The following is a 17,194-nucleotide window of genomic DNA, read 5'->3' on the forward strand; positions in this document are numbered from 1 at the left end:
CCAGCCTAGCGCGGTGGCGCGCCACTATAGGTCGTGCGATACAGAAGCCGCCGGTATCCATCATAATCGTTGGTGGCATAATGCAGCGTCGCCCGGTTGTCCCAGATCACAACATCTCCCGCGCTCCACTTGTGCCGCATGGAAAAATCGGGCCGTGTCGCGTGCTTGTAGATCTGTTCCAGAAACGGTCGGCTATGCTCTTCTGTCATCCCGTCGAAACGCGTCGTGTAGATCGGGTTGAGAAAAAGCATTCTTTGCCCGGTTTCCGGATCGGTCACCACGGAGGGATGCGCGATCTCGCGGTCTGCATCAGGGTCTCCACGGCTCATCTTGACCGAGGAATTGGCGCGTGCGCTTTCGGGCGGCGCGAACTTGACGCCATAAGGTTTTCCGACATGGATCGCGCTGCGCGTATCCACCAGATCCCTGAGATGGCCGGGCAAGGACGCATAGGCCGTGACCTGACAGGACCAGGCGGTGTCACCGCCAAACGGGGGTATCTCAACGGCATTGAGAACCGAGCCTGCCGGCGGGTTGGGCAGAAAGCTGAAATCGGAATGCCATTCTCCGCCAAAGACGCCGGTATTACGCTCGTCCGCCTCCTTGAGAACCGCGATCACATTCGGATCGCTCTCGATTGGCGTCACATATGGTAGCTGCATCGGTGCGCCAAAGACCTTGGTCAACGCCGCCTGTTGTTCATGGGTCATATGCTGATTCGGCAGGACCAGAACACGATGCTCTGCCAATGCCGCCCGTAGAAAAGCCGCCGACGCATCGTCTGTTACGTCACCCGGATGAAACCCATGGACCACCCCACCAAGATGTCCTGTCAGCTTTTCAACCTCTGCCATGCCTTTCACCCCTTTTCTTGTCCCATGAGTCGCCCGGACCATGAACCGCCGTTCCAGTCATGGCAATGCCCCCGACTAGAAAAGCAGGGCGGCCCAAGTGTTGACCGCCCTGCCCCCTTGTCCTGCGCCCTCAAGCGATCAGAAAAACGCCTGAAGCCCGGTCTGCGCCCGCCCGAGGATCAGCGCATGAACATCATGCGTGCCCTCGTAGGTGTTCACTGTCTCAAGGTTCATCATGTGACGAATAACCTGATATTCCTCGGAAATTCCGTTGCCGCCGTGCATGTCGCGCGCCATCCGCCCGATCTCAAGTGCCTTACCGCAATTGTTGCGTTTGATCAGGCTGATCATCTCGGGCGCCGCATTCGCGTCATCCATCAACCGCCCGACCCTCAGCGCGGCCTGAAGGCCCAACGTGATCTCGGTCTGCATATTGGCAAGCTTGAGCTGGAAGATCTGCGTCTGCGCCAGCGGCCTGCGGAACTGGTGCCGGTCAAGCCCATATTGACGCGCCGCGTGCCAGCAGAATTCGGCCGCGCCCATCACGCCCCACGCGATGCCATAGCGCGCGCGGTTAAGGCATCCGAACGGCCCCTTGAGCCCTTCCACATTGGGCAGTAGTGCCTCTTCACCAACTTCGACATTGTCCATGACAATCTCGCCGGTGACGGAAGCGCGCAAGGATTGCTTGCCCTTGATCTGGGGCGCGCTCAGGCCCTTTGCCCCCTTGTCGAGAACGAAACCGCGAATTTTGCCGTCATGGGCGTCCGATTTGGCCCAAACCACGAAGACATCCGCGATCGGACTGTTCGAAATCCACGTTTTCGACCCATTGAGCACATAGCCGCCCTCGGTTTTCTTGGCCGTGGTCTTCATTCCAGCGGGATCGCTGCCCGCGTCGGGTTCGGTCAGGCCAAAACAGCCGATGAACTCTCCCGAGGCCAGCTTGGGCAGGTATTTCTGGCGCTGCTCCTCGCTTCCGTAGGCATAGATCGGATACATGACCAGCGAGGATTGCACCGACATCATCGACCGATACCCTGAATCCACGCGCTCGATCTCACGCGCGACAAGGCCATAGCCGACATACCCGCCGCCAAGGCCGCCGTATTCCTCGGGAATTGTCGTGCCGAGCAGACCCATTTCGCCCATCTCGCCAAAGATTTCCGGCTCCACCGCCTCTTCCGCATAGGCCTTGATGACACGCGGCTGAAGCTTTTCCTGCGCGAATTGCCGCGCGCTCTGGGCGATCATCCGTTCGTCTTCCTCAAGCTGATCATCAAGGCGGAACGGGTCTTCCCAATCGAACTTGCCAAGATCCGGGGCATCTTTGGCTTTGAGTTTGGGGGTTTCGAGAGGCATGGCAGTCTCCTTTGCGTCACGGGGTTACACGCTATATATATGACCATAACAACGGTTAAAAACGCTATTTCCGCATAGTTTAATGAGGTTTTCGAATATATGGCCCCTCACCTGCCCTCTATGACCGCCCTGCGCGTGCTCGAAGCGTTCGACAGGCTGGGCAGCACCACAAGCGCGGGTGCAGCACTCGGATTGACGCAAAGTGCCGTCAGCCGACAGCTCAAAACTCTGGAGTCACAACTCGGCACTCCGCTTTTTATCCGCGAAGGCCGCAATCTTGTTCTGACCCCTGCAGCACAGGATTATGCCGATGAAATGCGCGATATCCTCGCGCGGATCGCACAGGCCGGGCTGGGCCTTCACGCACCCACGAATGCCGGGCAACTCACCCTTGCCATCCTGCCGACCTTCGGCATGCGTTGGCTCGTCCCGCGACTGCCCGATTTCGCCCGTGCGCATCCCGAGGTCACGATCAATCTCGTGACTCGCCTCAAGCCGTTTAACTTCACCTCGGAAGCCATTGATGCAGCGATACATTTCGGAGTAGCCGACTGGCCCGGTACTGATGCGATGCGGCTGCGGTCGGAAACCGTGTTGCCGGTGGCGGCACCGGGCCTTCTGACGCGCCCGGTCGAGAGCGCCGAGGACGTGGCCGCCCTGCCCCTGTTGCACATCGAAACCCGCGCCGAGGCATGGCAAACATGGTTCAAGTCGCATGGCGTGGACAACCCGCGCATTACCGGCACGGTTCATGATCAGTTTTCGACCATCACTCAGGCTGCGCTGCACGGATTGGGCGCGGCCCTGTTGCCGACCTATCTGGCCGATCCCGAGATTAATGCCGGACGGCTTGTCCCGCTTTGGGATGCGCCGACCGAGATGCCCGGCGCCTATTACCTCGTTTGGCCCAAGGCGCGCGCGGATGATCCGGCACTGACCGCCTTTCGAGGCTGGCTTACGGCCCAGACCGATGACGAGGATTTGCTGCCGCGCTAATTTAATCCCGCGCTAAAGTGGTTCGCGAAAAACCTAACGCACAGATTTTCATGAAACGCCTTATGCACCGGCTACCTCAGCCAAGCGCATAACCCGCGCCGCGCACGGTGCGCAAAGGATCATCCCCACCTGCGGCGCAAAGCCCCTTGCGAAGGCGGCCGATATGCACATCAACTGTACGTGTATCGACATAGATATCGCGCCCCCAGACCCGATCGAGAAGCTGTTCACGGCTCCAGACACGGCCCGGCTTTTCCATGAACGTGGCCAGAAGCCTGAACTCTGTCGGCCCTAGCTTGAGCGTCGTGCCGCCGCGTGTCACACGATGGGTTTCCGCGTCCAGAACGATATCCATATATTCCAGACGCTCGCCCACCGCCGCCGGCCGCGTGCGGCGCAATTGCGCCCGCACCCGCGCCAGAAGTTCGACCACGGAATAGGGTTTCACAACATAGTCATCGGCCCCGGTCTCAAGGCCGCGCACGCGGTCCACCTCTTCCGACCGGGCCGAAAGCATGATGATCGGCGTCGCGCGCGTCGCGTTTCGCGTCTTGAGCTGGCGGCACACTTCGATGCCCGACAAGGTCGGCAGCATCCAGTCGAGCACGATGATATCCGGCGCCACCTCGTCGACCATGACGAGCGCTTCCTCGCCATTCTCGGCCATTTCAACGCGAAACCCGTCCGCCTCGAGGTTGTAACTCAGGATTTCGCGCTGTGCGGGCTCATCCTCGACCAGCAGCACACAAGGTTGGTCGGCACTCATTTTCCACTCATCCGTTTGTATCTTCCGAAGCCTGCGACAGTTCCGGATCAACCGACGTCTGATCGCTTTTCGGACGTGCATCCTCGGGCATTCCGCCTGTCACAAGATAGACCACCTGTTCCGCGATCGAGGTGACGTGATCGCCCATTCGTTCGGTGTTCTTGGCCATGAAATGCAGGTGCATGCAGGCCGTGATATTGCGCGGATCTTCCATCATGAAGGTCAGGAACTCCCGGAAGAGCGCATTATACATCTGATCGACGTCATGATCGCGCTGCATCACATCCTGGGCCAGTTCGGCGTCGCGCTGAATATATGCGTCGAGCGCGTCCTTGAGCATCCGCTCCACTTCGCGGGCCATGCGTCTGAGCGCGGCGGCGGCCCCGTTGACCGGGGGCAGGTCCATCATGACCGTGGTCCGCTTGGCCATGTTCTTGGCATAGTCGCCGATCCGTTCGAGGTTGGTGCTGATCTTGAGCACCGAAAGAACCAGCCGCAAATCGATGGCCGTGGGCGCGCGCAGCGCGATCAGGCGGGCGATATCCTCGTTGATCTGCTCTTCCAACTCGTCGATTGCGCGATCCTTGCGGCGCACGTCCTCGGCCAGCTCTTCGTCGCGCGCCTCAAGCGATTTGGCCGCGTCGACAATGTTGGCCTCGACAAGGCCACCCATCTTCATGATCTTCGCCTGAATACCTTCTAGATCTCTGTCGAAGGCCGACGCGATGTGAGTATCTTGCATGTGACTTGGCTCCCTGACGGATCAGCCGATCCGGCCTGTGATATAGCTTTCTGTGCGCGGATCCTCTGGGTTGGTGAAGATCTGGCCCGTTTCACCGAATTCGACCAGATTCCCCAGATGGAAAAACGCGGTCTTCTGGCTGACGCGTGCAGCCTGCTGCATCGAGTGCGTGACAATCACCACCGAATAGCTTTGACGCAGCTCATCGATAAGTTCTTCGACCTGCGCCGTCGCAATCGGGTCGAGCGCGCTGCACGGCTCGTCCATCAACAGGACTTCGGGCTGCGTGGCCACCGCGCGCGCGATGCAAAGGCGCTGCTGCTGGCCGCCTGACAACCCCGTGCCCGGCGCATCGAGACGGTCCTTGACCTCGTCCCAGATCGCGCCGCGCCGCAACGCATTCTCGACGATCTGGTCCAAATCCGCCTTGTTCCGGGCCATGCCATGAATGCGCGGGCCATAAGCTACGTTATCATAGATCGACTTGGGAAACGGATTGGGCTTCTGAAAGACCATGCCCACTTTGGCCCGAAGCTGAACCGGATCGACCCGTGCGTCGTAGATGTCCTCGCCATCCAGAAGGATCTCGCCCTTCACCTTGCAGATGTCGATCGTGTCGTTCATCCGGTTCAGGCAGCGCAGGAAGGTGGATTTTCCGCAACCCGACGGGCCGATAAAGGCCGTGACCGTCCGGTCCTCGATATCCACGTCCACATCCTTGATGGCATGGGTGTCACCGTAATAGACCTGCACGTTGCGGGCCGTGAATTTGAAAGTGTTCTGATTCACTTTGCTCTCCGAGGGGTTTGGGGCGTCATACATCGGTTGGATCCTTTCCTACCATTTCCGCTCAAACTTGCTACGCAGGTAGATGGCCACAGCGTTCATGGTGACGAGGAAGGTCAACAGCACCAGAATAGCGGCTGAGGTGCGACTCACAAACCCGCGTTCGGGGCTATCGGCCCAGATGAAGATCTGTGTGGGCAAGGCGGTCGCACTGTCGAGCGGTGTGTCCGGCGCCGAGGTGATGAAGGCGTTCATACCAATAAGCAGAAGCGGAGCCGTCTCACCAAGCGCCTGCGCGAGACCGATGATCGTGCCGGTCAGGACGCCGGGCATCGCGAGCGGTAGGACATGCCCAAACACCACCTGATGCTTTGACGCGCCCACCCCGAGTGCGGCCTCGCGGATCGAGGGCGGCACCGCCTTGAGAGCAGCGCGCGTGGCGATGATGATCGTCGGCATCGTCATCAGAGCGAGCGTCATGCCGCCCACAAGCGGCGCCGAACGGGGCATGCCGAACCAGCCCAAAAACACCGCCAGCGCGAGCAGACCGAAGACGATCGACGGTACGGCGGCCAGATTGTTGATATTGACCTCGATGATATCGCTCCACTTATTCTTGGGTGCGAACTCTTCAAGGTAGATCGCGGAGCCGATCCCGAGCGGGAAAGAAATAAGAAAGCAGACCAGCAAAGCCCAGAAGCTACCCACAAGCGCGCCCTTGAGGCCGGCAAGCTCGGGAAAGCGCGAGTCGGCATTGGTGAGAAGCGCCCAGTTAATCGGCTGGGTAACCGCGCCCGCCTTCTCCAGAGTGTCGAACCACCCGATCTGACGATCCGAAAGCTTGCGCTGGTCGGCCGGGCTGTCGCGGTCGACCATACCCTTGGCAAGCTGATCGTAGTCATCTGAGGTCGGAACGTTGACGGTCACAGTTTCACCGATCAGGCTGGGATCCGCCTGAACCCGGTCGCGCAGCGTAAATTGCGCGCCATTCGAGAGAATACTCTCGAGTTTCCGTAGGTCCGCTCGGCCCTCCACGTCCGGGAAATATGCTTTCAGACTGTCGAGCAGCACATCGTCAAAATTGCCACGCTGGAGATTGTCCGCCGATATCTGCTCGGGATCAATGAACACTTCGAGCTGAATATGCGTCTGGTAAAACGCCTTGTATCCGGTGCTGACCAACGAAGAGATGAGGATAAAGAGCATCAGCGCCGCAAAGCTTATTGCCGCCAGACCAAGACCCTGAAGCACCGTCTGGTGCCGGTTGCGCTTTTTCATGAGCGCGCTACCGGCAGAGCCAATGGAAGAACTCGGTGTGGTAGAGATATCGGTCATTGCCTTGGGCCCTTAGTCATAGACTTCGCGATACTTGCGCACGATGCGCAGCGCGAAAATGTTGATCACCAGCGTGACGATAAAAAGCATCATGCCAAGTGCGAAGGCAGCAAGTGTCTTCGGGTTGTCGAAGGACGTATCGCCGATCAGAAGCGTTACGATCTGGACTGTTACCGTCGTCACGCTGTCAAGCGGATTGACCGTCATCTTGGCCATGAGACCGGCCGCCATCACCACGATCATAGTCTCTCCGATCGCACGGCTGACGGCCAGAAGCACACCGCCAACGATACCGGGAATCGCCGCAGGGAAGAGCACGTTGGTCATCATTTCCGCGCGCGTCGCACCGAGGCCGAGCGCGCCATCCCGCAACGATTGCGGCACCGCCGAGAGCGCATCATCGGCAAAGGACGAGATGAACGGGATAAGCATGATCCCCATCACGCTGCCCGCCGCGAGCGCGGTATTCGGCGCCACATCGAGCCCGATGGACTGACCGAAACTGCGCAGAGCGGGGGCGACGACAAGAATGGCGAAGAAGCCGTAGACCACGGTCGGAACACCGGCGAGGATTTCGAGGAAAGGCTTGGCAACAGCCCGGAACTGCTTGGGCGCGAATTCGTTGAGATAGATGGCGGACATAAGGCCGACCGGCACAGCGAGTGTCATGGCGATTACGGTGATCACGAGCGTGCCCAGCATCACCGGCAGCCAGCCGAACGCCCCTTCCGCCGCGACCTGATCCTCGCGCATCGGTATCTGCGGCTCCCAGTTGGTTCCGAACAGGAACTCGCTGACCGGTACCTTTTCGAAGAAGCGAATGGTCTCGAACATCAGCGACGCGACGATGCCGATGGTGACGAAGACCGCGACCACCGAACAGAAGATCATCAGGCCCGACACGATCCGCTCGACGCCGTGACGTGCGCGGAATTCGGCGGCGACCTTGCGGCGCGAAAAGACGAGCAGCGCCAGCGACAATAGCAGGACCACCACCAGAAGCAGTTGGCCGCTGCGCGCATTCAGGGCGAGATACCTATCGGCCGCATCGAGTTTCCACTGCTCGGGCGTGCCAAAGATCGACCCTCCTGCAATAGATTTGATCTCGGCCACGATCAGCTGCACCTCACCGGTGCCCAGACCATCCAGCCGCTCCGAAATGCTCGATTTCAGGATCAGGTCGATAACCGGCCCCTCAAGCACCAGCCAGAGCAGGATCACCACAAGCACCGGCACGAGGATCATAAGACCTGAATAAAAACCGTGAAACCCGGTCAGCGAATGAAGCCGTGCCCCTCCGTTTCGAATGGCCGTAGCGGCCTGACGGTTCCAGACATAGCCAATTATGGAAAGAATGAGGAGGCAGAGGAAAGCTGCGGTGGTCATGTCGCCCTCGAGTAAACCAAAAAGTACCGCCCGGCCACTAAAGGCCGGGCGGAGATGTTTTCAAATCCGATCAGGATTTCGGTTCCATGTTGATAGCCTCGACGGCCTCTTTCCGCTCTTGCGCGCGCTTCTTGTCACCCAGCGGAACCATGCCGCGCTCGGACAGGTAACCGCCCGGGCCCATCGCGTCCTCGGAGGTGTACTCCTCGACGAATTCCTGAAGGTTCGGGATCACGCCGCGATGCGCGTTCTTGACGTAGAAGAACAGCGGGCGCGAGATGTCGTACTCGCCGCTCTCGATGGTGTCGAAGCTGGGCGTCACGCCTTCGATGGCGACGGCCTTGAGCGTGTCCTGATTCTCGAACAGGAACGAGTAGCCGAAGATGCCGAGGGCGTTCGCATCAGCCTGAAGGCGCTGAACGATCAGGTTGTCGTTCTCGCCGGCTTCCACGAAGGGGCCGTCCTGACGCAGACGCGCGCAATGCTCTTCTGCCCAATCCTCGCCCTTGTCAGCGATCATCGGGATGTCCATGCAGCCGTCGACAATGGCCAGCTCGACGAACGCGTCACGGGTGCCCGAGGTGGGCGGGGGGCCGTAGGCGAGGATTTCGACCTCGGGCAGGCTCGAATCGACGTCCGACCACTTCATGTTGGGGTTGGCGACCATTTCGCCATCGACCGGCACTTCGGCGGCGAGGCCGAGGTAGACCTGCGCCTCGGTCAGGTTCCAGTCATGCTCGCTGTCGCGCGACACGGCGATGGACAGACCGTCGGAACCAATCTGAACCTCGGTGATGTCGGTCACGCCATTTTCCTGGCAGAGTTCGTATTCGGAGGCCTTCATGGCGCGCGACGCGCCGGTCAGGTCGGCATGAGCCTCGCCGATGCCGCCGCAGAAGATTTTCATGCCGCCGCCGGTGCCGGTGGATTCGACGATGGGCGACGGTGCGCCGGTGTTGTTGGCGAACTGCTCGGCGGCAGCCTGGCTGTAGGGAAACACGGTGGACGAGCCGACAACGCGGATTTCGTCACGCGCCTGTGCGACGCTCGCGGTAGCAGCGACGATGGCGATGGCCGATGTCGTGCGGATCAATGAAGACATATTTTGCTCCTGTCTGAGGTTGGCAGCGACCGCATGAACATTGCGGCCTTGCCCGGCGGGATACGCTTCGCTGGCAACGCTTTTGTTACGTTTTGGTAACGGTTTTATGACAAAGGGCGCGGTGAGGCGGATAAAGTCGAAAAATTCACGAGCCATGTTTGGCGGGCGCGCAATTTCTCAAATCACTGCGGAAGTATAACCCGAAATTCGCTTCCTTTTCCGAGTTCGCTCTCGATTCTGAGACGACCCCGGTGGCGATTGACGATATGTTTCACGATCGCCAGACCAAGCCCCGTGCCGCCCATCTCCCGCGACCTGTGGCTGTCGATTCGATAGAATCGCTCGGTCAGGCGCGGAATATGGGTCGCGGCAATCCCCGCTCCCTCATCGCGCACCGCGAGCGTGACCGCGCGGCGGCGCAATGTCGGATCGTATTCCAGAGTGGTGAGGGTGACATGCACCGTCTTGCCACGCCCACCGTACTTCACCGCATTCTCGATGAGGTTCGTCGTCACCTGTCGAAGCTGATCGGCATCGCCGGAAATATGCACCGCGTCGGGAATATCCTCAACGATCTTGACCCCCGCCTCGTCGCTGACAGAGCGCAAAAGATGGATTACACTTCGCACCAGCGCGGCCAAATCCACATCGGTTTGCGGGCGGATGCGCTCCTCGCTCTCGACCCTGCTCAGCGCAAGCAGATCACGCACCAGACGCTCCATCCGCGTGGCCTCGGCATACATCGTTCCAAGAAATCGCTCGGTCGCCGCCGCGTCGCCCTTGGCCGGTCCGCGCAATGTTTCGATGAACCCCATGAGCGCGGTCAGCGGCGTGCGCAATTCGTGGCTGACATTGGCCACGAAATCGCGCCGCATCTGACCCGCTTGCTCCACATGGGTCATATCCTCGAACGACACGAGCACCCCGGAAAGCCCCGCGAACTCCACCCACGCCGCATGCACGTCAAAGGTGGTGTCCTGTGCCCCGTCATTGCCCAGATATCGCGCGGTCTGGGTTCGGTGGTCGCGCAGACAGGCTTCGATCGCGTCCATCACCACCGGCTGACGCAGCGCGGTGATGAAATGCCGCTCAAGAAGGTTGTCTCCCAAAAGAGCGCGCGCCTTGTCATTGACGCTGTGAATCCGCTCATCGCGCCCAATGACCAGAGCCGCGATCGGCAGGCCCGCAATGAGCGCGTCTATATCAGCGCGCAGAGTGTTCATCCTCAGAGCGGGTCCAGACCGGCACGAAACCGGCGCATGGCGTCCTGATAGTGCTCCGCACTCAGTTTCAGGGCATTGATCGCCGCTTCGTCAAGCTGTCTGACCACCTTGCCCGGTGCGCCCATGACAAGACTGCCATCGGGAATTTCCTTGCCCTCGGTCACCAGCGCACCAGCCCCGATCAGGCAATTCCGACCTATCTTGGCGCCGTTGAGGACGGTCGCCCCCATCCCGATCAGGCTGTTGTCACCAATCTCGCATCCGTGCAGCATCGCCTTGTGACCAATGGTGCACCCTGCCCCGATCGTCAGGGGGAATCCCACATCGGTATGCAGAACACAGTTTTCCTGAATGTTGGTCCCGGCCCCCACGCTGATGGGCTCGTTGTCACCGCGAAGCGTGGCTCCGAACCAGATTGACGCCGCCGTTGCCAGCATGACTTTCCCGATCACGTTCGCGTCCGGGGCGATCCAGAAATCCCCGTCATCGGGGGTGCTTGGCGCGTGGCCGTCCAAGGCATAAAGTGTCATTGTAGCTCCTCGAATTCGCTTTGCAACTTGCGCACATGTTCGGTCAGCGCGGGTTGCTGTATCCGTTTCATGCGCGCCGCTTTCACTATCGACCTGAGCCGCTCTGCTGTCTCGGCGAGGTCGTCGTTAATCAGGACATAATCATATTTCGCCCAATGGCTGATCTCGTCCCAGCTTTTCTGCATCCGCTTGGCGATGACCGCCGTGCTGTCCTGTCCGCGCCTCACCAGTCGACGCCGCAATTCCTCGATCGAGGGCGGCAGGATGAAGATCGACAGCGTATGCTTGCCAAGATCGGAGTTCTGGATTTGTTGCGCGCCCTGCCAGTCAATATCGAACAGAACGTCCCGCCCTTCGTTGATCGCGGCCTCCACCGGCGCCTTGGGCGAGCCGTAGAAGTTCCCGAACACATGGGCATGTTCCAGCATTTCACCCGCGGTCACCTGATTGCGAAAAATGGATTCCTCTAGGAAATAGTAGTCCTTGCCATCCACTTCTCCGTCGCGTGCCGGGCGCGTCGTGGCCGAGACCGAAAAGCTGAGCGTTTCGTCCCAGTCCAGAAGCTGCCGCGTGAGCGTGGACTTCCCCGCTCCCGAAGGCGAACTGAGGATGATCAGAAGGCCGCGTCGCGCTGCTATCTTTGCGGGATCACTCGACATTCTGCACCTGTTCACGCATCTGTTCGATTACCGATTTGAGGTCCAGACCGATGGTGGTCAGAGCACCTGATTGCGCCTTGGAGCATAGTGTATTGGCCTCTCGATTGAATTCCTGCATGAGGAAATCAAGCTTGCGCCCTATCGGGCTGCCCGCTGCGATCAATTCGCGTGCCGCTCCGATATGGGCGCGCAGGCGGCCCAGTTCCTCGGTCACATCGCTTTTGACGGCCAGCAAGGCGAGTTCCTGCGCCACGCGCGCCTCGTCCACGCCGTCGGTATTCTCCACAACCCGGGCAAGCGCCTCTTTCAGGGCGCGTGCGGTTTCGGGGCGGCGGGCCTCTGCAGCGACGTCTGCGGCCTCCGTCAGACGTTCGATCTCATCCAGATGTCCGTTCAGCAAGGCCTCGAGCGCAGCGCCTTCGCGCGCCCGCATCGACAGAAGCTCCTCAAGGATTGGGTCGACTCCCGGCACGATCTTTGCAAGAAGGGCACCGGTATCGGCCTCCACCGCCCCCGCCTCGAGAACACCGCGCACCGTCAGGATGTCCCCCGGTCCGGCCGGCGCAAGCGAAACGCCTCGCGCCATGGCCTCTGCCTCAACCTGAGCCAGCGCATCCAGAACCGCGCCAAGCTGTGTTTCGTTCACGCTCAACCGGCCCGCCTGCTCATCGGCCTGAACCCGCAAGGTCAGGGTGACATTGCCTCGCGACACCGCATTGCCCAATCGCGCGCGTAGCGCCGCTTCGAGCCCGTCGATCCAATCCGGGACGCGAAGCCGAAGATCAAGGCCCTTGCCGTTGACCGATCGCACGTCCCATTCCCAGGAATATCCGGCCCCCGACCCGCGCCCCGACGCAAACCCTGTCATAGATAACAGCAAATCCCGCCTCCTGCTGGCCTTGTTCCCTTCGTCCTAAGCCTTGCGCACCCGCCGCGCAAGCCACCGCTCGGACGGAGCAACGCGCCTTCGGTTAACCCTTTCGATCAGTTTTTAGACAAATCCACCCTCAATTGTGGAATATTGTCCATGGGGCAAGGAGTGGAACCATGTGCGACGAACACGACAAAAGCGATGAAACCGGGATCACCCCCTTGAAGCGCCTTGGCACCAAAGACGATGACGTCCTGCTCGGGGAATTCGTGGCCTATTGGCAAAAAATGAGAGGCCCCGACGGGCCGCCGCGCCGGTCGGATATCGATCCGCGCGGAATCAGTGCGCTTATCTCGAATGCCTTCGTCATTGAACGTATCGCGCCGGGTCTTGCCCGACTTCGTATCGCAGGCACCCACCTGAGCGACATGCTTGGCATGGAGGTTCGCGGGATGCCGCTCTCGGCCCTGTTTCAACCTGCGCATCGTGATCCATTGGCGGATGATCTGGTGCAGCTTTTCGATGCCCCGGCGATCGTGCATCACCGTTTGCGGGCCCACCCTGCCCGTGGCGCGGCGTTGGATGCGACCATGGTCATGCTGCCACTGCGCAGCGATCTTGGGGATACATCCCGCGCATTGGGCTGTGTCCTGAGCCGCGGCACATTGGGCAAAGCACCCCACCGGTTCGAAATCCTCGGGCGCAGCATCACACCTCTCGACCTGAGCGATCATCCGGCCGCCATACCGGCGCAAGCCGAGACCCAGAGTCAGACGTCGGGCTTTGCCGAACCGCATGCACCTTTTGGCGATGCCGGCGCAGAACATCCAAGCGAACGCCCCTATCTGCGCCTAGTGCGCTGAGCCCCTAGGCCGACGCAAAAAGAGGCGGAAAACCCGCCTCTCTGCTCACCTTTTCAAAGCTGACAATGCTCAGACCGCTTCAGCGTGCCGTTGCGCGCGCAGGCTGGAAAGTTCCTCGGCCACGAGAAAGGCCAGTTCCAGCGATTGCGACGCGTTAAGGCGCGGATCACAGGCGGTATGATACCGGTCGCTCAGATTCTCCTCGCTCACGGCGCGAACGCCACCCGTGCATTCAGTCACGTCCTGACCGGTCATCTCGAAATGCACACCGCCGGGAATGCTGCCTTCGGCCTTGTGCACCGCAAAGAAGTCATGCACCTCGCGCAGGACCGCATCGAAGGGACGCGTCTTGTATCCGGTGGCCGACTTGATCGTGTTGCCATGCATCGGATCGCAGACCCACGTCACGTTGAACCCTTCTTCGGCCACTGTGCGGATAAGCTTGGGCATATGCTCGCCCACCTTGCCCGCGCCGAACCGGTTGATCAGGGTGATGCGCCCCTCTTCGTTGCCGGGGTTGAGAATGCTGATCAGCTTCTTGAGGTCGTCGGTGGTGATCGACGGCCCGCATTTGATACCAATCGGGTTCTGCACGCCGCGCAGAAATTCCACATGAGCGCCGTCAGGCTGACGCGTGCGGTCCCCGATCCACAGGAAATGCCCTGACCCGGCCAGCCATTTCCCCGTGGTCGAATCCACCCGTGTCAGCGCCTCTTCGTATTCCAGAAGAAGGCTTTCATGGCTGGTGTAGAAATCGACCGTCTGAAGCGTATGGGCGGTTTTGCTATCCACCCCCGCGGCCTTCATGAAGTCAAGCGTATCGCTGATCCGGCCCGCCAACTCACGATAGCGTTCCGCCTTTTCACTTTCGGTAAAGCCCAGGGTCCAGGAATGCACCTGATGCACATCCGCATACCCCCCGGACGAGAACGCCCGAAGCAGGTTCAGCGTGGCCGCGGCTTGCGTGTAGGCGCGCAGCATCTTCTCGGGGTTCGGGATTCGCGCCTCCGACGTGAAATCAAGGTCATTGACGATATCACCCCGGTAGCTGGGAAGCTCGACCCCGTCCACGGTTTCGGTCGGCGCGCTGCGTGGCTTGGCGAACTGACCCGCCATGCGGCCCACCTTGATCACCGGTACCTTGGCCCCGTAAGTCAGAACCATGGCCATCTGAAGCATGACCTTGAACGTGTCGCGGATCGCATCCGCACTGAACTGGTCGAAGGCCTCGGCGCAATCACCGCCCTGAAGCAGGAACGCCTCGCCGCGTGCGGCGGCGCCAAGTTCTTTCTTGAGCTTGCGCGCTTCGCCCGCAAAAACAAGCGGCGGATACTGGCTCAAACGCGCCTCGACGTCATGCAGCGCATCCATATCCACGTAGTCGGGCATCTGGATCCGCGGTTTTTGCCGCCACCCTGATTTTTGCCACTCGCTCATTTTTGTCTCCACCATCGAAATATTGAGGGGGCTGTATAACCGACACGGCCCCGAACCGCCATATATGACATCTGGAAAAACTTGCAAATTCTCGCGCGACCCTTGTCTTTGTCGTAAAATTCCGAAAAGACGTTGAAGTCGTAACGTAAACCCGATGGAGTCGCTATCCATGCGCGAGGGGACCAATTCCACGAAGTCCGGGCCGGGCCAAGCCCCGCGTCGCTTCGTATTCGTCCTTATGGATAGTTTCACGCTGCTCAGCTTCGCCTCGGCGCTCGAATGCCTTCGGATCGCCAACCGCATGTCCGACAAGCAGCTCTATGATTGGACGATCATTGGCGACTCGGAAGATATGATCGCGTGTTCCAGCGGCTCCCGCTTTCAAATCGACGGCCCCCTGAAAGAGCTTAGCCGCGACGACACCGTGATCTTGTGCGGCGGCATCGACGTTCATGTTCACACGACCAAGCGCCTGCTCAGCTGGCTCCGCCGCGAGGCGCGGCGCGGGCTACCCATCGGCGGTCTCTGCACCGCGGCCTATACCATGGCCAAGGCCGGACTTCTCGAGGGCAAGCGCGCGACGATCCACTGGGAAAACCACGACAGTTTCATCGAGGAATTCGAAGAGGTCGACCTGACCAAATCGGTCTTCACCATGGATGGCAACAGGATGACCACGGCGGGTGGCACCTCCTCGATCGACCTCATGCTTCATATCATCGCCGAGGACCACGACGAGAAGCTCGCGAATTCGGTCGCGGATCAGCTTATCTATTCCTCGATCCGCACCGATCAGGACACGCAGCGCCTTTCGGTGCCCACCCGTATCGGCGTGCGCCATCCCAAGCTGAGCCAGGTCATCCAGATGATGGAGAAAAACATCGAGGAGCCGATCTCGCCCTCGATCCTCGCACGGGACGCGGGCATGTCCACCCGACAACTCGAACGCCTGTTTCGCCGCTACCTGTCACGCAGCCCCAAGCGGTATTACATGGAACTGCGTCTGCAAAAGGCGCGCAACCTTCTGATGCAAACAGACATGACGGTGATCAACGTGGCGCTGGCCTGCGGCTTCTCTTCGCCCTCGCATTTCTCGAAATGCTATCGCGCGCACTATAACACTACGCCCTACCGCGAACGCGGCTCGCAATCCTCGCGCTTGTCGGTTTGACACGCGGCCTATTGCGGGCTCAGACGGTAAAGCGCGCCATCGCTCACCGACAGATACCAGATTGAGCCGTCCGGCGCCTCTTCGATCGCACGCACGCGGCCCGTCTTGGGCCCCTCGATCTGCTCACGAAGCTCAAGCGGATCACCCGCCAGCCGCGCGATATGCCCGAACTTGAGCGATCCGATGAAATGGTGCCCCTTCCACTCGGAAAACATCTCGCCCGCATAAATCATGTGCCCCGAGGGCGCCATCGACGGATCCCAGTAAAAGCTCGGTTGCTCCATGCCTTCTTTCGAACTGCCTTCGGGAAACTCACGGCCCGAATAATGCGTGCCATAGGAAATGACGGGCCAGCCGTAATTCGCGCCTTTTTCCACGCGGTTCACCTCATCGCCCCCCTTGGCGCCATGTTCGCTCACCCACAGATGACCCTCGGCGTCAATGGCCGCGCCCTGCGGATTGCGGTGCCCATAAGACCAGATTTCAGGCTGCGCGCCATCCTGCCCGACAAACGGATTGCCCTGCGGTACCTGTCCTTCACGGGTGATCCGGATCACTGACCCGTTTTCCCGGCTCAGATCCTGCGCCGCCGGACGGTCGCCGCGTTCGCCCACGGTGACAAAGAGCAAGCCGTCATCAGTCTCGACCACGCGAGAGCCGAAATGCCGCCCGCCCCGTGATCCCGGTTCCATCTCCCAGATGATGCGCCAATCCTTCAACCTGTCGCCCTGCTCGGTCAGGCGCGCCACGGCCACGGCGGTGCCCGCGCCGTTGCCTTGCCGTTTGGCCAGCGTAAAGATCAGTTCGCGGGTTCGGTCAAAATCACGCGGGATCAGCAGATCGAGAAGCCCGCCTTGTCCCACCGCCGCGACGTCGCCGACACCGGACACCTCCATGCGCGCGCCGTCATCATCAAGCCGCCAGAGCCGCCCACCGCGTTCTGTGATCAAAACATCCCCGTCGGGCAAAAAATCAAACGCCCAAGGCGCTTGCAATTCTCCGGCCATTTCCGTGACGGTCAACTCACCCAAAGATGTCTCGAGCGCACGCGCCGGGCTCGCTAGGGCGCAGGTTATGGTTAACATGGTGATTAAACGGATCATGGTGTACC

Annotated in this window: 17 protein-coding genes; 3 read left to right on the plus strand and 14 right to left on the minus strand. The window is 60.3% G+C overall.

Going from position 1 to position 17,194, the window contains the following annotated elements; translation table 11 throughout:
- Positions 1–5 precede the first annotated feature (5 nt).
- Both V8359_RS04230 and V8359_RS04235 read right to left on the minus strand, forming a co-directional pair.
- Positions 6–854, minus strand: a complete 849-nt coding sequence (locus V8359_RS04230; RefSeq protein WP_336427461.1) for a TauD/TfdA dioxygenase family protein — start codon at positions 852–854, stop codon at positions 6–8.
- Between the two features lie 138 nt (positions 855–992).
- Positions 993–2,216 carry an acyl-CoA dehydrogenase gene (locus V8359_RS04235; RefSeq protein WP_336427462.1) on the minus strand — a complete coding sequence of 408 codons (1,224 nt, stop codon included), beginning with the start codon at positions 2,214–2,216 and terminating at the stop codon, positions 993–995.
- A gap of 99 nt (positions 2,217–2,315) precedes the next feature.
- Between V8359_RS04235 and V8359_RS04240 the strand changes: the two genes are divergently transcribed.
- Entirely contained in the window at positions 2,316–3,212 is an 897-nt protein-coding gene (locus tag V8359_RS04240) for a LysR substrate-binding domain-containing protein (protein ID WP_336427464.1), read from the plus strand.
- A 76-nt stretch (positions 3,213–3,288) separates the two neighbouring features.
- On the opposite strand, the gene phoB is transcribed toward V8359_RS04240, so the two are convergent.
- The 10 genes from phoB to V8359_RS04290 form a co-directional block, all read right to left on the minus strand.
- Positions 3,289–3,978, minus strand: coding sequence for a phosphate regulon transcriptional regulator PhoB (gene phoB / locus V8359_RS04245; RefSeq protein WP_336427465.1), 690 nt, complete (start codon positions 3,976–3,978; stop codon positions 3,289–3,291).
- Positions 3,979–3,985: 7 nt separating this feature from the next.
- Positions 3,986–4,720, minus strand: coding sequence for a phosphate signaling complex protein PhoU (gene phoU / locus V8359_RS04250; RefSeq protein WP_336427466.1), 735 nt, complete (start codon positions 4,718–4,720; stop codon positions 3,986–3,988).
- Between the two features lie 21 nt (positions 4,721–4,741).
- Positions 4,742–5,542, minus strand: coding sequence for a phosphate ABC transporter ATP-binding protein PstB (pstB, locus tag V8359_RS04255; protein WP_336427468.1), 801 nt, complete (start codon positions 5,540–5,542; stop codon positions 4,742–4,744).
- A gap of 15 nt (positions 5,543–5,557) precedes the next feature.
- Positions 5,558–6,841, minus strand: coding sequence for a phosphate ABC transporter permease PstA (gene pstA, locus V8359_RS04260; RefSeq protein WP_336427469.1), 1,284 nt, complete (start codon positions 6,839–6,841; stop codon positions 5,558–5,560).
- Positions 6,842–6,853: 12 nt separating this feature from the next.
- Entirely contained in the window at positions 6,854–8,227 is a 1,374-nt protein-coding gene (gene pstC / locus V8359_RS04265) for a phosphate ABC transporter permease subunit PstC (protein WP_336427470.1), read from the minus strand.
- 70 nt (positions 8,228–8,297) lie between these two features.
- Positions 8,298–9,485, minus strand: a complete 1,188-nt coding sequence (locus V8359_RS04270) for a substrate-binding domain-containing protein (protein WP_336427471.1) — start codon at positions 9,483–9,485, stop codon at positions 8,298–8,300.
- Positions 9,486–9,511: 26 nt separating this feature from the next.
- Positions 9,512–10,552 (minus strand): ATP-binding protein, encoded by a 1,041-nt coding sequence (locus V8359_RS04275; RefSeq protein ID WP_336427472.1) that lies wholly within the window; start codon positions 10,550–10,552, stop codon positions 9,512–9,514.
- Between the two features lie 2 nt (positions 10,553–10,554).
- Entirely contained in the window at positions 10,555–11,082 is a 528-nt protein-coding gene (locus V8359_RS04280) for a gamma carbonic anhydrase family protein (protein WP_336427473.1), read from the minus strand.
- Positions 11,079–11,741 carry a guanylate kinase gene (gmk, locus tag V8359_RS04285; protein WP_336427474.1) on the minus strand — a complete coding sequence of 221 codons (663 nt, stop codon included), beginning with the start codon at positions 11,739–11,741 and terminating at the stop codon, positions 11,079–11,081. Before gmk ends, V8359_RS04280 begins: the two co-directional genes overlap by 4 nt.
- Positions 11,731–12,609, minus strand: coding sequence for a YicC/YloC family endoribonuclease (locus V8359_RS04290; RefSeq protein WP_336427475.1), 879 nt, complete (start codon positions 12,607–12,609; stop codon positions 11,731–11,733). Before V8359_RS04290 ends, gmk begins: the two co-directional genes overlap by 11 nt.
- Before the next feature lie 179 nt (positions 12,610–12,788).
- Here V8359_RS04290 and V8359_RS04295 point away from each other — a divergent pair, with 179 nt between their 5' ends.
- Complete coding sequence (locus V8359_RS04295) at positions 12,789–13,475, plus strand: PAS domain-containing protein (RefSeq protein WP_336427476.1); 687 nt, start codon at positions 12,789–12,791, stop codon at positions 13,473–13,475.
- A gap of 69 nt (positions 13,476–13,544) precedes the next feature.
- Here V8359_RS04295 and V8359_RS04300 read toward each other — a convergent pair whose 3' ends face one another.
- The gene (locus V8359_RS04300; RefSeq protein WP_336427477.1) at positions 13,545–14,912 is read right to left on the minus strand and encodes a class II 3-deoxy-7-phosphoheptulonate synthase; all 1,368 of its coding nucleotides are present in this window, start codon (positions 14,910–14,912) and stop codon (positions 13,545–13,547) included.
- A 169-nt stretch (positions 14,913–15,081) separates the two neighbouring features.
- Between V8359_RS04300 and V8359_RS04305 the strand changes: the two genes are divergently transcribed.
- Positions 15,082–16,083: a GlxA family transcriptional regulator gene (locus V8359_RS04305; RefSeq protein WP_336427478.1), complete on the plus strand. Its 1,002-nt coding sequence runs from the start codon at positions 15,082–15,084 to the stop codon at positions 16,081–16,083.
- An 8-nt stretch (positions 16,084–16,091) separates the two neighbouring features.
- On the opposite strand, the gene V8359_RS04310 is transcribed toward V8359_RS04305, so the two are convergent.
- A complete protein-coding gene (locus tag V8359_RS04310) occupies positions 16,092–17,186 on the minus strand; it encodes a PQQ-dependent sugar dehydrogenase (RefSeq protein ID WP_336427479.1) in 1,095 nt (364 codons plus the stop codon).
- Positions 17,187–17,194 lie beyond the last annotated feature (8 nt).

The sequence above is a fragment of the Roseovarius sp. E0-M6 genome (genome assembly GCF_037083845.1).
GTDB lineage: Bacteria > Pseudomonadota > Alphaproteobacteria > Rhodobacterales > Rhodobacteraceae > Roseovarius.

What these genes read in the sequence shown, in the direction of transcription:
- V8359_RS04230 (WP_336427461.1), bottom strand. Translation starts at nt 854, where the DNA reads ATGGCAGAGGTTGAAAAGCTGACAGGACATCTTGGTGGGGTGGTCCAT.
- V8359_RS04235 (WP_336427462.1), bottom strand. Translation starts at nt 2,216, where the DNA reads ATGCCTCTCGAAACCCCCAAACTCAAAGCCAAAGATGCCCCGGATCTT.
- V8359_RS04240 (WP_336427464.1), top strand. Translation starts at nt 2,316, where the DNA reads ATGGCCCCTCACCTGCCCTCTATGACCGCCCTGCGCGTGCTCGAAGCG.
- phoB (WP_336427465.1), bottom strand. Translation starts at nt 3,978, where the DNA reads ATGAGTGCCGACCAACCTTGTGTGCTGCTGGTCGAGGATGAGCCCGCA.
- phoU (WP_336427466.1), bottom strand. Translation starts at nt 4,720, where the DNA reads ATGCAAGATACTCACATCGCGTCGGCCTTCGACAGAGATCTAGAAGGT.
- pstB (WP_336427468.1), bottom strand. Translation starts at nt 5,542, where the DNA reads ATGTATGACGCCCCAAACCCCTCGGAGAGCAAAGTGAATCAGAACACT.
- pstA (WP_336427469.1), bottom strand. Translation starts at nt 6,841, where the DNA reads ATGACCGATATCTCTACCACACCGAGTTCTTCCATTGGCTCTGCCGGT.
- pstC (WP_336427470.1), bottom strand. Translation starts at nt 8,227, where the DNA reads ATGACCACCGCAGCTTTCCTCTGCCTCCTCATTCTTTCCATAATTGGC.
- V8359_RS04270 (WP_336427471.1), bottom strand. Translation starts at nt 9,485, where the DNA reads ATGGCTCGTGAATTTTTCGACTTTATCCGCCTCACCGCGCCCTTTGTC.
- V8359_RS04275 (WP_336427472.1), bottom strand. Translation starts at nt 10,552, where the DNA reads ATGAACACTCTGCGCGCTGATATAGACGCGCTCATTGCGGGCCTGCCG.
- V8359_RS04280 (WP_336427473.1), bottom strand. Translation starts at nt 11,082, where the DNA reads ATGACACTTTATGCCTTGGACGGCCACGCGCCAAGCACCCCCGATGAC.
- gmk (WP_336427474.1), bottom strand. Translation starts at nt 11,741, where the DNA reads ATGTCGAGTGATCCCGCAAAGATAGCAGCGCGACGCGGCCTTCTGATC.
- V8359_RS04290 (WP_336427475.1), bottom strand. Translation starts at nt 12,609, where the DNA reads ATGACAGGGTTTGCGTCGGGGCGCGGGTCGGGGGCCGGATATTCCTGG.
- V8359_RS04295 (WP_336427476.1), top strand. Translation starts at nt 12,789, where the DNA reads ATGTGCGACGAACACGACAAAAGCGATGAAACCGGGATCACCCCCTTG.
- V8359_RS04300 (WP_336427477.1), bottom strand. Translation starts at nt 14,912, where the DNA reads ATGAGCGAGTGGCAAAAATCAGGGTGGCGGCAAAAACCGCGGATCCAG.
- V8359_RS04305 (WP_336427478.1), top strand. Translation starts at nt 15,082, where the DNA reads ATGCGCGAGGGGACCAATTCCACGAAGTCCGGGCCGGGCCAAGCCCCG.
- V8359_RS04310 (WP_336427479.1), bottom strand. Translation starts at nt 17,186, where the DNA reads ATGATCCGTTTAATCACCATGTTAACCATAACCTGCGCCCTAGCGAGC.